14 protein-coding genes are annotated in these 13,208 nt (G+C 72.4%); 1 reads left to right on the top strand and 13 read right to left on the bottom strand.

The annotated features are described in order from the left end of the window. Positions 1–109 precede the first annotated feature (109 nt). The 8 genes from AB0C69_RS10190 to AB0C69_RS10155 all read right to left on the bottom strand — a co-directional run bounded on the left by AB0C69_RS10190 (position 110) and on the right by AB0C69_RS10155 (position 7,550). On the bottom strand, positions 110–445 hold the full coding sequence (locus AB0C69_RS10190; RefSeq protein ID WP_360352214.1) for an MmcQ/YjbR family DNA-binding protein: 336 nt from the start codon (positions 443–445) through the stop codon (positions 110–112). 31 nt (positions 446–476) lie between these two features. Further along, positions 477–1,169 (bottom strand): methyltransferase domain-containing protein, encoded by a 693-nt coding sequence (locus AB0C69_RS10185; protein ID WP_360352211.1) that lies wholly within the window; start codon positions 1,167–1,169, stop codon positions 477–479. 73 nt (positions 1,170–1,242) lie between these two features. Beyond that, positions 1,243–3,036: an FtsX-like permease family protein gene (locus AB0C69_RS10180; RefSeq protein ID WP_360352208.1), complete on the bottom strand. Its 1,794-nt coding sequence runs from the start codon at positions 3,034–3,036 to the stop codon at positions 1,243–1,245. Positions 3,037–3,041: 5 nt separating this feature from the next. Further along, positions 3,042–3,779: an ABC transporter ATP-binding protein gene (locus tag AB0C69_RS10175; RefSeq protein ID WP_360352205.1), complete on the bottom strand. Its 738-nt coding sequence runs from the start codon at positions 3,777–3,779 to the stop codon at positions 3,042–3,044. Beyond that, on the bottom strand, positions 3,776–4,309 hold the full coding sequence (locus AB0C69_RS10170) for a PadR family transcriptional regulator (protein ID WP_345171531.1): 534 nt from the start codon (positions 4,307–4,309) through the stop codon (positions 3,776–3,778). Before AB0C69_RS10170 ends, AB0C69_RS10175 begins: the two co-directional genes overlap by 4 nt. 87 nt (positions 4,310–4,396) lie before the next feature. After that, entirely contained in the window at positions 4,397–5,101 is a 705-nt protein-coding gene (locus AB0C69_RS10165) for a M15 family metallopeptidase (RefSeq protein WP_360352201.1), read from the bottom strand. A gap of 55 nt (positions 5,102–5,156) precedes the next feature. Beyond that, positions 5,157–6,182, bottom strand: coding sequence for a hypothetical protein (locus AB0C69_RS10160; RefSeq protein WP_360352198.1), 1,026 nt, complete (start codon positions 6,180–6,182; stop codon positions 5,157–5,159). Between the two features lie 153 nt (positions 6,183–6,335). After that, entirely contained in the window at positions 6,336–7,550 is a 1,215-nt protein-coding gene (locus tag AB0C69_RS10155) for a cytochrome P450 (RefSeq protein ID WP_360352195.1), read from the bottom strand. 221 nt (positions 7,551–7,771) lie between these two features. Here AB0C69_RS10155 and AB0C69_RS10150 point away from each other — a divergent pair, with 221 nt between their 5' ends. Further along, positions 7,772–8,731 carry an AraC family transcriptional regulator gene (locus AB0C69_RS10150; protein ID WP_360352192.1) on the top strand — a complete coding sequence of 320 codons (960 nt, stop codon included), beginning with the start codon at positions 7,772–7,774 and terminating at the stop codon, positions 8,729–8,731. On the opposite strand, the gene AB0C69_RS10145 is transcribed toward AB0C69_RS10150, so the two are convergent. The 5 genes from AB0C69_RS10145 to AB0C69_RS10125 form a co-directional block, all read right to left on the bottom strand. Beyond that, on the bottom strand, positions 8,647–9,378 hold the full coding sequence (locus AB0C69_RS10145) for a response regulator transcription factor (protein ID WP_360352189.1): 732 nt from the start codon (positions 9,376–9,378) through the stop codon (positions 8,647–8,649). The two genes, AB0C69_RS10150 and AB0C69_RS10145, sit on opposite strands and share 85 nt — an antisense overlap. Next, the gene (locus tag AB0C69_RS10140; RefSeq protein ID WP_360352186.1) at positions 9,375–10,580 is read right to left on the bottom strand and encodes a histidine kinase; all 1,206 of its coding nucleotides are present in this window, start codon (positions 10,578–10,580) and stop codon (positions 9,375–9,377) included. Before AB0C69_RS10140 ends, AB0C69_RS10145 begins: the two co-directional genes overlap by 4 nt. 16 nt (positions 10,581–10,596) lie before the next feature. Further along, complete coding sequence (locus AB0C69_RS10135) at positions 10,597–11,229, bottom strand: hypothetical protein (protein WP_345171519.1); 633 nt, start codon at positions 11,227–11,229, stop codon at positions 10,597–10,599. A 235-nt stretch (positions 11,230–11,464) separates the two neighbouring features. After that, positions 11,465–12,124: a response regulator transcription factor gene (locus AB0C69_RS10130; protein WP_360352181.1), complete on the bottom strand. Its 660-nt coding sequence runs from the start codon at positions 12,122–12,124 to the stop codon at positions 11,465–11,467. Then, positions 12,121–13,206 (bottom strand): histidine kinase, encoded by a 1,086-nt coding sequence (locus AB0C69_RS10125; RefSeq protein WP_360352178.1) that lies wholly within the window; start codon positions 13,204–13,206, stop codon positions 12,121–12,123. The genes AB0C69_RS10130 and AB0C69_RS10125 overlap by 4 nt, the downstream gene beginning before the upstream one ends. Positions 13,207–13,208: the final 2 nt, after the last annotated feature.

The raw sequence follows: 13,208 nt of genomic DNA, 5'->3' as shown, positions 1-13,208 counted from the left end.
GAGCGCACCCCACCCGGCGCGCGCGTGCCCACGCTAACAGACATCAATGTCTATTTGAAGGGACGGACGACCCGCCCCCGGCGAGGCGACCAGGGGGACGGGCTTGCGCTCAGGTGTGGAGTGTGGCGGCGAGGCGTTTGGGGGCTGAGAGCCGCCAGGCTTCGGTGACCAGTTCGCGCAGCTCCTCGGAGTCGACGGTGGCCAATTGGACCTCGACCCACGCGAAGCGTCCGCTGGCCCAGGACGGAGCGAAGGTGCCGGGGGCTTCGGCGACGAGGGCGGCCTGCTCCTCCCGGGTGGCTTTGAGCAGGACGAAGCCGTCGTTCTCGTTGAGGTAGCAGAATCCCTTGCCGCGGACCCGGAAGCCGGTCAGATCCGAGAACGCCTCGCGCTCGGTGACCTCCGGCAAGGCGAGCACCGTACGCAGGAACTCCTCAGCACGCATGCCCGAAGATGTACCAGCCGGGTAGGACGCTTCATCGCAGAGGCTCGTAGAAGGAGTCGACGGCGGCTTGGCCGGTGTAGTTCGGACCGGCCTGGTCATCGGCTCCGAGGTACCGGTAGGGGAACCGCACCTGCCCGTACCCGTCGCGGGAGATGCGGCGGCGGACGGAGTCGTAGGCGAACCCCTGCGCGCGCAACTGGGCCGCGAGGCGACGACCTGCCGGGGCACCGTCCTCACGGCGGACGGAGCGGGCGTCGAAGTTGGCGACGAACCGGCCGTGATCGGTGAGCCACGACGCGATACGGCTCAGGACGCCGAGCTTGTCGCCCACGTAGTGCAGCCCGTGCACGCACGTGATCAGGTCGAAGCGGCAGCCGGGGACCCAGTCGGCCACCGAGCCGCTGACCAGACGCAGCATCGCGGGGACGGAGCCCGGGACGAAATGGTCCACGAGGTCGAGACCGGTGATCTCGACCTGTCCCGTCATGCCGCGACCGGCCAGGCGGGAGGCCGCCTCGACGGGTGCCCGTCCGCTCCCGCAGCACAGGTCCAGCCACCGCACGGGTTGCGAGGCTATGGCGCGGGCGCTGATCTCGGTCAGGACGTCCATGCCGAGTTCTCTGCCGTAACCGTTGGAGCCGCTGAGGGACCGCTCGCGATTCATCGTGCAGTTCGCCACGACCGACGATCTCGCCAGTTCGCCATCATCGAGCAGCCGCGTCACACCGGCATTGTGGCCCACTGGCGCCGTGCCGTGCTCGGGACGCAGTTGCGGCATAGGTGCGACGTGCCGACGGTCATGTCGTTTCGGGGTTGAGGGTTCTCGTTATCGATCGCCGGGCCGCGATGCGGGCGGGGACGGCCGTCAGCGCGGCCGTCGCGGGGAGGGCGGCGAGCGCGGCGGTGAGCAGCGACCACGTGGGCGGCCAGACCGTGTTCGGGGCGCTGAAGGGCAGGCACAGCAGGAGGCCCATAAGGATGCCCGCTAGGGCGCCGGGCAGGGTCGGCAGCAGCTGCGCGGTGGACAGTCCGGCGGTGATCTGCCCGGGCGTGGCGCCGAGGGTGCGCGCGACGGCCATGGTGTGCCTGGCTTCCTGCGCCGTGGTCCAGGTGATGGTGACGGCGTTGACGGCGGCGAGGACGATCAGCGCGGCGGTGACCCCCAGGATCACGTGGTGCTCCTGGGCGTTCCGCAGATCGTTCGCCATGGAGGAGCCCGGGTGGTCCTTCGCGGGCTGGGCGTAGATCACCAGCAGGCCCGTGATCATGACCAGGGTGGCCGCGGTGCTGCAGGCATGCAGGACGGCGCGGCGCGGGCGGCGGGCGACCAGGCGCAGCCCGAGCAGGAGCGGGGTCGGCAGCAGCGCGGACACCCTGGTCAGCAGGCCCCGGTGCCGGGGCGGGCGGGCGCTGTCGGCGAGTGCGGCGACGGTCTCGGTGCGCAGGGCCCGCACGGTCGGACCGAGGGTGGTGAGACCCGCCACGGCCAGGGCGACGATGGTCGTGAGCGCGATGGTGTCACCGGCCGGCCCGGTGGCGGCGGTGAGCAGGCTGGCGCTGGGATTGACGATGGCGGGCTCGATCAGCCGTGCGACGACCAGGCCCAGGACGTCGGCGAGGAGCGCCAGGGACAGGTACTCGGCGAACAGGACGGCGGCGATGAGGCCGGGTGTGGCGCCGACCGCCTTGAGCAGCCCGACGCGGCGGGTCTGTTCGGCGGCGCGTCCCGCGGCCAGCGTGGCCACGCCGCCGATGGCCAGGAAGCTGAGCAGCCAGCTCCCGATGACCAGGATCGGCTGGCTGTCCCGCAGCATGACCGAGTCCTGCTCGGCTATGTGCTGCCAGGCCCTGATGTTCACCAAGGTGTCGGTGGGCGCCGGACCTACGGCGGGGTCGTGCCTGGTGAACGTCCAGGCCGAGCCGGGATCCCGCAGCCTCAGGTTGATGAGGGAGGTCACCGGCACCTCGGGCGACGCCAGGGGACGGGCGTCCCGTTCGGTCATCCAGACCAGACCGCCGCCGTCGCTCGGCCCCCCGCCCGGACCGATCCCCGGCGCCCACGGGTACACCGCGTGGGACGCGGTCACGGCGATCCCGACGATGGGCAGCGAGCGGCCGGCGACGGTGGCGTCGTCACCCACGCGGACGCCCAGAGCGGTGGCGAAGCCGCGTTCGACGACGACGCCGCCGGGACGGACCCAACCGCCCGATGTCACCAGCGGGCGGTCGATCGGGCCCGGCGTCGGATCCGCGACCTGCACCACCGCGGCTCCCGTGGAGCCGTGCGCCGTGAGCTTCGTGTAGTACTCGCGGTACGGCCCGCTGTGCGCGACCACGCCGGGCGCGTCCTCCAACGACTTCAGGGCGTCGATGGTGGTCGGGCTGGTGTCCGGTGAATACGCGACCACGTCCGGTCCGGCCGTGGCCGCCCGTGTCTGCCGGTAGAGGGTCTCCGTTGCGCCGTCCACCGATCGGCCCAGGCTCAGCGCGGCGGTGGCGGCGATGATCGAGACGAGGAGGATCGCGGCCTGCGCGGGATTGCGGCGGACGTCGGCCACGACGAGGCGGACGACGAGGAGGATGCGCCCCACGGCGTTCAGTCCCCCAGTTCGATCAGCCCGCCGAGGCGCCCGCCGCGCCCCGCCAGCCGGGTGTCGTCGACGAACGTCCCGTCCCGCATCGAGATGAGCCGGTCCGCGGTGGCCGCGACCCGCTCGTCGTGCGTGACGATCACCAGCGTCTGGCCCGCGGCGCGCAGGTCGTCGAACAGCCTCAGCACGTCGAGTGTCGCCGTGGTGTCCAGGTTCCCGGTCGGCTCGTCGGCCAGCAGGACCAGCGGGTCGTTCGCCAACGCGCGGGCGATGGCCACCCGCTGGCGCTGCCCGCCCGACAGCTGCCAGGGCAGATGCCGGGCGCGGTCTGCGAGCCCCATCTGCTCCAGCAGGGCGGCCGCGCGGCGCCGGGCCGCGCGCGGCGAGTGCCCGGCCAGGAGTGCGGGCAGCTCCACGTTCTCCGCCGCGGACAGCTCCTCCACCAGGTGGAAGGCCTGGAAGACGAAGCCCACCGACCGGCGCCGCAGCCGGGCCAGGGCCCGCTCGCTCAGCACGTCGATCCGCCGCCCGGCCAGCCACGCCTCCCCGCGGGTCGGCCGCTCCAGGCCGCCCAGAATGTGCAGGAGTGTGGACTTCCCGCAGCCACTCGGCCCCGTCACCGCCAGCGCCTGCCCCGCCGGGACGTCCAGGTCGATTTCATCGACAGCCCGGACAAGGCCCGGCCCCTGTCCGTGCTCCTTGCTGAGGCCGCGGACCCGCACCACGGCGCCGCACTCGTTCATGCATCCCCGGATTCGTTCTCGGTTCTCGACCAGACGCGCTCGCAGGCCGCCAGCCAGCGCAGGTCCGCCTGCAACCGCAGTGCGACCCCCTCCAGGAGCAGGCCGGAGGTCGAGCCGTCCGGCTCGGCCAGCGCCGCGCGCTGCACGTCGCCCAGGCGCCGCAGCAGCTCGCGGCGATGGGCGTCCACCAGCTCCACCGGATCGGCGAGCCGCGCCGCCGCGGCGGCGGCGAGCTTGAGATGGAACTCGGCGAGATTCGGCTTGGGCCAGCTCACCTCGGCCACCCAGGCGGCCACGCGCCGCTGCCCGTCCGGCGTCAGCGCGTAGATCTTGCGGTCCGGTCGGTCCGGCGCCCCGCCGGTCCGTTCGCAGACGACCAGTCCCGCCTTCTCCAGCCGTGCCAGGGTCACGTAGATCTGGCCCGCGTTCATCGACTCGCCGAGCGGTCCGAGCGCGCGCCGCAGCCGTTCGCGCAGGCGGTACCCGTGCGACGGTTCCTTTGCGAGCAGCGCCAGCACCGCGTCCTGCATGCATCACCCCTAACGGCTAGCCAATAGATAGCGGTTAGCCGTTGCGGACGTCAACCGGGAGCGCGCCTGTGGAAGCAACCTCGGTCGCTACCGGGTCCGCGGGTCCTGGGTGGGGTCGGCGTACATCCGCGGGCACCCGTGCTCGGCCGCATCGGCGCGCAGTTCGTAGTGCCAGGGTTCGTTGGCGTAGACCTGGCACAATCCGTACTGCGCCCCGTGTCTCGACAGCCATTTCGCGGCGTCGGACCGTCCGATGTCGACGGCCTTTCCTTTCACGTGAAGCGATTTCGCCGCGGTGGCCACCCAACGGGCGGCCGCCTCCTCGGATCCGTATTTGGAGACCGCTTCGCGGAGAAGTCGATTCTGGTACGCCGGGGAGCGCCAGCCGCTGTTGACGTAGAACGTGGTCCTCTCGCCCGCGGCGTCCGTCGCGGCCCGCCGAAGGGCCTTGAGGAGATCTGGATCCAGGTTGGTCACGGCCGGGAACGCGTCGTTGAAGACGGTCACGCCGTCCGGGACGACGCCGTCGGCCTCGCCGATCGCCCCTGGGAGTCCGCGGCGCGCGGGCATCTTGCCGGGCGTGGTTCTCCGGTCGTCACGAGGGCCGTCCGGGGAGGGGGCGGCGGACGGCGGAAATGACCGGGCAGAGGAGGACGAGGAATTCTGCCACTGATAGGCGAGCGCCGGTGCGATCATGGCTAGGGCGACTGCCAGGGCGATGCCGATGTACCGGAGAAGTGCGCGGGATTCTTTTCGCGTCGAGAGTGGTAGTGATGGCATTCTGCCAGTCAAGGCAGCGGGGTGTTGCCATGCCGTATGGGGTTTTCGATATGCCGACGATATGCCGTCAGAGGAGGTCGGCCACCGCCGCGTGCAGGTCGAGAAGGGCGGGGATCTGTTCGGACGGACGCCGGCCCATGCCGCATTCGGTGGCGACGCCGAACGTCTTCACCGCCCCGCGCGCCGCGTCGATTCTGGCGCGGGCGCCGTCGAGCCCGTCCGTGGCGTGCACGAGCCCGAGGAACAGGGTGGTCTCCGCCGGCAGCGACAAGCCCGACAGCGGCGCGAAGTACGCCTCATCGGCACGGTCGCGCGGCACCGGCATGTGCACCCAGTCCAGGCGCCGCCCGAGCCCCTCGGCGAGGCCCTCGGCGACGGCCACGAGCTTGGACGTGTCGGCGGGCTCGACGAAATGCTTGTGCTCGAAGTCGCCGTAGCAGAGGTGGTATCCCAGCTCGACCTCGTCCGGCACGGCGTTTCCGAGCCGGACCAGGCGCGTCAGGGTCTCCGCCAGGCGGGACGGATAGTCCGTGCCGTACCAGGCCGGATAGACCCCTTCGAAGACGGCGAACTCGACCGCGGTGTCCCACTGGACGGCCAGATCCGCGGGCGGGACCACGGCCAGGATCTCCTCCAGTTCGGCCAGCAGCCGGGCCTCGTACGCGGCTTCGAGCTCCGCGTGACGCGCACCGATGAACGCGGCGACCACGGCGATCGGTGTCGGCAGGCTGACCTGGAAACGCACGTCCGGCGCGATGACGCCCTCCGCGCGCAGGCGGGCGAACACCCGCCACGAGTCGAGCGCGGCCGCGGAGTACCCGAGCGGGCCGAAGGCCACCGACGCCGGATCGACGCCGGGCTTCGGCCGTACGCGCAGGGAGGGCCCGTACTCCGGGCCGGGTGGCGGCACCGTCTCCAGGTCCGGGTGCGCGGAGAGTTTCGCCAGCTGCCAGACGACCCAGTTGTCCCGCTCACCCGGCTCGCCGTCCGGGATCCGCCGCACACGGCCGTTGAGCTTGGTCGCCACCGCGCGGAACACGGTCTCCGAATTGGCCAGCGGCACGCTGCCGCACAGGTGCACGGTCGACTTCACGGGTGTCACTCCAGGTTCTCCAAGCTTGAGGTGGTGCGTCCGAGCGGAGCGAACGGAGTCCGCACCAACGGCGCTCGCGGCGTCTCTCAGGCATCACGAACGCCGCACTCGTTCCCACGGCTCGGCTCCCCGGTTTCGCGGGGGGCAGGGAGGTCAGCGAGGGCCGGCGCCGAGGTTGATGGGCAGCGACAGCGGGCCCACGGTGAAGAAGGACGGCGAGTAGGGGATGTCGTCCGGGTCGATCGCAAGGGTGAGGTCCGGCAGCCGCCGGTACAGCGAGGCCAGCGCGAGCCTGCTCTCCAGGCGGGCCAGCGGGGCGCCGATGCAGTAGCGGGGGCCATGCCCGAAGCCGAGGCCGTCGCCCTGCTCTCGGTCGATGTCGAACCGGTCCGCGGTCTCTCCGTACCGCTCCGGATCGAGGCCGCTCGCCTGGTACACGACGCCGACCGCGCTGCCCTTGGGGATGGCCACGTCCGCGATCACCACGTCGGTGAGCGTGAAGCGGAAGCTGGTCATCATCACCGAGTGGCGGTACCGCAGGGTCTCCTCGACCACGTCGCCCCAGCGGTCCCCGGCCGCCGCCGACGCCAGCTGGTCGGGATGCGCGGAAAGCGCGGCGATGGCGTGCCCCAGCAGGTGGACCGTGGTCTCGTGGCCGGCGACCAGCATCAGCCACAGCACGGCGACCAGTTCGTCGGTGGTGAGCCTGTCGTCCCGATCACGGGCCTTGACCAGGCCGGAGGTGAGGTCGTCGCCAGGGTCCAGCCTCTTGCGCTCCGCCAGTCCGTACAGGTACGCCATGAGCGCTTTCTGGGTCTCGAACGCCTCCTCCGGAGGGGTGGTGTGCGCCAGCAGGGCGGCCGTCCACCCGCGCAGCCGGGCCCGGTCCGGCTCCGGCACGCCGAACAGCTCGCAGATCACCGCCATCGGCAGCGCCTCGGTGAAGGCGGGCACCAGGTCGACGCCGTCCCCGGCCGCCACCACGTCGTCCAGCAGCGAGTCGACGAGCTCCTGGATCCGCGGCTCCATCTCCCGCACCCGGCCGGGGGTGAACGCCTTGCCGACCAGGCCCCGCAGCCGCCGGTGATCGTCACCGTCCTTGGTGGACAGGTGGTCGCCCTGGACGATGGCGCGCAGCGGCCAGTCCTCGGGGATCGATCCGTCGTGCAGGGCCGGCCAGTGCTTGGGGTCGCGCGCGAAGGTCCTGTTGTCCCCGGCGAGGATCTCACGCGCGGCCCTGTGGGTCAGCGCCAGGTAGGCCGGCACGCCGCCGGGGAACGCCACCTCGACCACAGGCGCGATCTCCCGGAGCCGGATGCAGGTGTCGAGTGGGTTCTCGTCGAGAGCAGGGAACGCGGGCAGGCTCATCGTCAACGGATTCCCTTCGTCTGACACCCGCCGTCAGCGGCCGGGCCCCGAGTATCTCCGGGCGCGGGTCCACCGGACAGATCCGCAGGCGGATCCTGCCCCGAACCAGAAGTCGGACGGCACGAAAACAGAGGTTCGGCGGGCCCCGAGAGGGCTTGACAGCGACCGTGCGGGGACGTTGGGTTACCGGGCATGTGCGGGCTCACAGCGGAGGTAGGCCCATGCAGTTCCACTCCTGGACCACCGACGACACCGACGCCTGGCGCGACCTCAGCGACAGCATCCTCCCGATGGACCACCGCTTCCGGAATCCGGGGAGCTGGCGCGCGGACCTCACCGCCCAGGAGAGCGGCGGCTACCGGCTGCTGCACTGGGACCAACACGGGGACCGGATCGCCGTCCGGACGCCCTCGCACGTCCGCAACGTCCCTGGCGACGAGCAGTACTGGATCGTGGTGCCGCGCAGCGGCGTCTACACCGTGAGGCACGGCCAGGAGGAAACGCAGACCCCGCCGGGGCACGCCTCCGTGATGGGCATGGACGAGTCCTGCTGGCTCTCGGTACCGCAGTCCCGTGCGTACGCGTTCCAGGTTCCGCGCTCCGAACTCGACAACCACATCAGCTCGCCGGCACCGCTGCGGCTCGTCCTCGACCTGAACACCGGTCTCGGCCGCATCCTCAGCACCCTGATCGAGAGCACGCACGCCGAACAGGACAACCTGTCCGCCCACGAGTTCCACGCGGTCTGCGATCGGATGACCGAACTGTTCTGCATGATCGCTCTCAGGGACGCGCGCCCGCCGGAAGCCCACCTCACCGACGTCGCGCAACTCGTCCGCGAGCACGTGCGGAACCGTCTCGGCACCGGGAAGCTCCCGCTCACCGCCGTGGCCCGGGCGCTCGGCTGGTCGCCACGCCACCTGCGCAACGCCCTCCACCAGACCGGCACCACCTACCGCGACCTGCGCAACGAGGAAACGCTCCGAGCCGCCCGGGACGCCCTCCAGGACCCGGCCCAGAGCGACGTCGGCATCAGCGACATCGCCGCCCGCGCCGGCCTCACGTCCACGTGGTTCTCCTCGGCCTTCAAAAGCCGCTACGGCGAAACCCCGCGAGAATTCCGCCGCCGCAGACTCGCCGAGGACTCCGCTCGGCCCGGTACCACCAGGCCCGCCTCATAGGCTGCGATCACCGCCTGGATGCGGTCACGGAGGCCGAGCTTGGCGAGGACGCTGCTGACGTGGGTCTTCACGGTGTGCTCGCTGATGACCATGGTCGCGGCGATCTCCGGATTGGTGAGGCCGCGGGCGAGCAGGCGCAGGGTCTCGGCCTCGCGTGAGGTCAGGGAGTCGAAGCGCGGGTCGGGAAGCGGCGGCACCGTCGCGGACGCGCTGGTGCAGTGGGCGATGAGCCTGCTGGTGACGGACGGCGAGAGGAGGGACTCGCCGCCCGCGACGACCCGGACGGCGTGGGCGAGATCGTCGCGCCGGACGTCCTTGAGGAGGAAGCCGCTCGCACCCGCGCGCAGCGCCTCGAACACGTACGCGTCGAGGTCGAAGGTGGTCAGGATGATCACGCGGGTGGCGGTGCCGGCGCAGACCTCGGCGGTGGCGGTGAGGCCGTCCATGCCCGGCATGCGGATGTCGAGCAGCGCGACGTCCGGGGCGTGGGCGCGTACCGCCGTGATCGCCTCCGAGCCGTCGGCGGCCTCCGCGACGACCTCGATGTCCGGCTGGGCGTCCAGGATCATCGCGAAACCGGCCCGGACCAGTTCCTGGTCGTCGGCGACGACCACGCGCAGCGGCTCCGCCGCCGTACCGCCGCTCACGACGGAGGCAGGAGCGGCAGGCGGGCGCGGACCCGGAAGCCGGGGCCGTCGGTCCGGGGCCCGCATTCGGCGGTTCCGCCGCACGAACGCGCGCGCTCCCGGATGTTGATCAGGCCGTGGCCGCCGGACGGCAGGGAGCGGGCGGGCCGCCGCCCGGCGGCCGCGCCGTCGTCGGTGATGTCGAGCTGCACGATGCCTCGGTCTTCCTGCCAGTGGAGGTGAAGCCGGGCACGGTCGGTGCCCGCATGCCTGACGATATTGGTCAACGCCTCCTGGGCGATGCGGAAGGCGGCGGTCTCCACGTGCGGGGCGAGCGGACGTTGGCCGGCCCCGCCGGGCAGCGGATACCCGACGGTCGGCCCCGAGCCGTCGGTCTGCGTGAACTCGACCGTGAGGCCCGAGCCGGCGGTCAGCACCGGCAGGTCGGCGAGGGTGGGCTGAGGGGCGCGCTCGGGCCCCGGGGCCCGGTCCGGATCGAGCACCTCTAGGATCCCTCTGAGCTGCGCCATCGCGTCGCGTCCCGCACCCGCGATGGCGTCGAAGGCGCGCTCGGCGCGAGCCGGGTCCGTGGCCAGGACGACGGGTCCGGCCTCGGCCTGCACGACCATCAGGCTCACCGCGTGGGACAGGATGTCGTGCATGTCCCGGGCGATCCTGGCGCGTTCGGCGAGTGCGGCCTTCTCGGCCTCCGCCTGACGCTCGCGTTCCAGCCGTTCGGCGTGGACCCGGCCGGAGGCGGCCGCCCTGCCCAGCGCGTAGGCGGCGACGCACAGCACGCTCATCCGCAGCCCGGATTCGGAGGACGCGAGGACGAAGCTGCCGAGTACGGTCGTCACGACCACCGTATGACGGACCCACCGCCCCGACCGCTCGGCGACCGAGTGGATCGCTACCAGGGCGGCGTACCAGACCGGCTGGGACGGCACGTGGCTGACATAGTCGTAGCCGCTGGTCGCCGCGAGGCTCACCATCAGTACCGGCACCGGGTGCTTCCGCCGCCAGTACAGCGGCGCCGCCGAGCCCAGTACGACCAGGACGCCCCACCCGCTCCACGGCCCGCCTACGCCGGCCCGCGCGGCGAAGGGCCAGAGCTGGGCGGCGGCCACGAGGACCGCGAGCCCGCCGTCGACGGCGCGTGGGGGCAGGGAGCGAAACCGCCCCCGTACCCGGACCGCCCGCGCGCCCACGTCTCTCCAGGTCACAACTCCTCCGGACGCGTCAGCGCGCACCGGCCACCGCCGGGGACGGCCCCGCGCCGCGGCCGTCCGCCGTCCCGGAGGCGGCCTGCCGCGACTCCATCACCCGCGCGATCTGCGCGAAGGAGACGGACAGTAGCAGCGCCCCGACCGGGATCAGGTCCTTGTCGGCCAGCGGCATCACCAGGTCGGCGAGGACGAGGAGCACCGTCCACGGCTTGATCACCCGGACCGCGGCCAGCCGGACGATGAGGGCGAGCATCCCCACGTAGAAGAGGTACGGGCCGAAGTCGTAGACGACCGGTGCCACGCCGGGCACTTGCGAAACCCGCTCCGTGAACCGGGACATCTCCAGGTGGTTCGCGGACACCGCCCCCGCCACCAGGTCGATCGCGAACTGCACCAGAAGGACGGCCGCTCCGGCAGTCGCCGTCCACCGCGCCCCCGCCGCGACGCGGTCGCCCGACGGGGCGAGTCCCCCGAGCCAGCGGAACACCACCGCGAACAGCACCAGCGCCGAGCAGAACGCCAGATGACCGAGGGTCCAGGCGACGCCGGGGCCTCGCTCGCCGTCCGACCCGTCCGCGATCCGGAACAGGCCGTAGGTGAAGGTGAGCGCGGGCACCGCGAGCATGGCCGCAAGACGGTTCATCATGAATCCCCAACTCCAGAGTGATCGCCGGGGCTTCGGCCTGCCCGGCGGGACGTCACTCATCCTGAGGCGCCCGGTCTTCCGGCGAATCGCCGGAGCGAGCGGTCTTCACCCTCCGTCGAGCGAGGGATCTACCGGTCCTGAACCGGGCGCACCGCCGTCCCGAGCCCACGGCCCGCACCGTCGGCTCCCGGGCCGGCCGCCTGCGCTCCCGCGGCCGAGGGCCGGGACGCCCGGTTCAGGTCACCAGGCCCCGGCGGTAGGCGTAGACGACCGCCTGGACGCGGTCGCGCAGGTCGAGCTTGGTGAGGATGCGGGAGACGTACGTCTTGACGGTCTCCTGGCTGAGCACGAGAGTCGCGGCGATCTCGCTGTTGGACATGCCGTCGGCCATGAGGCGCAGCACCTCCATCTCGCGCGGGGTCAGCGCGCCGTCCGCCGGCGTCTCCTCGGCGGGACGGATCCGCGCCGCGTACCTGCCGACCAGCTGCCGCGTCACCTCGGGGGCCAGCAGCGCGGCGCCGGCGGCGACGGTCCTGATGCCGTGCAGCAGCTGCGCCGGCGGGGCGTCCTTGAGCAGGAAGCCGCTCGCCCCCGCGCGCAGCGCCTGGTACACGTACTCGTCCAGGTTGAACGTGGTCACCACGAGCACCTTCACGGGGTCGGTCACCCCGGCTCCGGCCAGCATGCGGGTCGCCCCGATGCCGTCGAGGACCGGCATCCGGACGTCCATCACCACCATGTCCGGGGCGAGCCGGCGGGCGAGGTCGACGGCGGCGCGGCCGTCGCCGCACTCGCCCACCACCTCCAGGTCGGGCTGCGCGTCGATGATGGTCGCGAACCCGGTGCGGATCAGCGCCTGGTCGTCGGCGACCAGGACCCGCACCGGCGCGCTCACGAAGGGCTCCCCGAAGGGATGCGGGCCCGCACGACGAAGCCGCCGTCCGGCCGCGGGTCCGCGGTGAAGTCGCCGCCGAGGGCGCCGACCCGGTCGCGGAGCCCGGCGAGCCCCCGCCCGCTCCCGCCCGGGGGCGCGGTCGGCGCCCCGGAAGGGTCGGTGCCGACCTCCACGCTGATCTCCTTGTCGCGGTACTGCACCCGGACCACGGTACGGCTGCCGCGGGCGTACTTGAGGGCGTTCGTCAGGGACTCCTGAACGACCCGGTAGGCCACGACCTCGGCGCTGCCGGTCGTCTCCGCCGGCTCGCCCGCCGCGGTGAACTCGATCGGCTGCCCGGCCCGGCGCGTCTGCTCCACGAGCGCGGGGAGCTCCCCGACGGACGGCATCCTCGCGTCCGTCCCGTGGTCGGGGTTGAGCAGGTCGAGCAGGTGCCGCAGGTCGGCGATGGCCCGCCTGCCGGTGTCGCCGACGGCGCTCAGCGTCTCGTCGAGGCGGTCGGGGGCGGCGGTCAGGTACTTCGCCGCCTCCGCCTGGACGACCATCGCCGTCACGTGGTGGGTCACGACGTCGTGGAGCTCGCGGGCGATGCGGGTGCGTTCGGCCGCGCGGGTGGCCTCGGCGACGCGGCGGCGCCGTTCCGACTCGACGGCCCGGGTGGAGCGCAGCCACGCTCCGACGCCCCACGCGAAGACGGCCCCCAGGTAGAACGTGACGAAGCCGTCCAGGCCTTCGGGGGAGCCGATCCGGTCGAGCGCCACCGCCAGCGCCACGTACGCCGCGGAGAGGACGCCCGCGACGGCGTACCGGCGGCGCTCCAGGTGGGCGCCCGCGCTCACCAGCGCGAACGCCAGGGCGCTGCCCGTGAACGAGTGGTAGGCGCGGAGCTGGTCGGCGGCGAACCCGAGCGACACGAGGACGACGCTGATGGCCGGCCAGCGCCGGCGCACGGCGAGCGGGAGGCAGGTCAGGAGCATCACCGGGACGGCCGGCGCGTCGAACGGGCGGGCCGGGTCCGGTCTCGGCTGCTGGAGACGCTCCGGCAGTATGGCCGAGAACGGCTGGTCGAATCCGGGCGAGATGC

The sequence above is a fragment of the Actinomadura sp. NPDC048032 genome (assembly GCF_040653175.1).
In the GTDB taxonomy this organism is placed as follows: domain Bacteria; phylum Actinomycetota; class Actinomycetes; order Streptosporangiales; family Streptosporangiaceae; genus Spirillospora; species Spirillospora verrucosospora.
The sequence above is the reverse complement of the archived record's forward strand: the minus strand, read 5'-3'. Positions and strand labels throughout refer to the sequence as shown.

Bases quoted from the DNA above. Each gene is read 5' to 3' on its own strand.
- AB0C69_RS10190 (WP_360352214.1), bottom strand. From the start codon at position 445: ATGCGTGCTGAGGAGTTCCTGCGTACGGTGCTCGCCTTGCCGGAGGTC.
- AB0C69_RS10175 (WP_360352205.1), bottom strand. From the start codon at position 3,779: ATGAACGAGTGCGGCGCCGTGGTGCGGGTCCGCGGCCTCAGCAAGGAG.
- AB0C69_RS10170 (WP_345171531.1), bottom strand. From the start codon at position 4,309: ATGCAGGACGCGGTGCTGGCGCTGCTCGCAAAGGAACCGTCGCACGGG.
- AB0C69_RS10155 (WP_360352195.1), bottom strand. From the start codon at position 7,550: ATGAGCCTGCCCGCGTTCCCTGCTCTCGACGAGAACCCACTCGACACC.
- AB0C69_RS10150 (WP_360352192.1), top strand. From the start codon at position 7,772: ATGCAGTTCCACTCCTGGACCACCGACGACACCGACGCCTGGCGCGAC.
- AB0C69_RS10135 (WP_345171519.1), bottom strand. From the start codon at position 11,229: ATGATGAACCGTCTTGCGGCCATGCTCGCGGTGCCCGCGCTCACCTTC.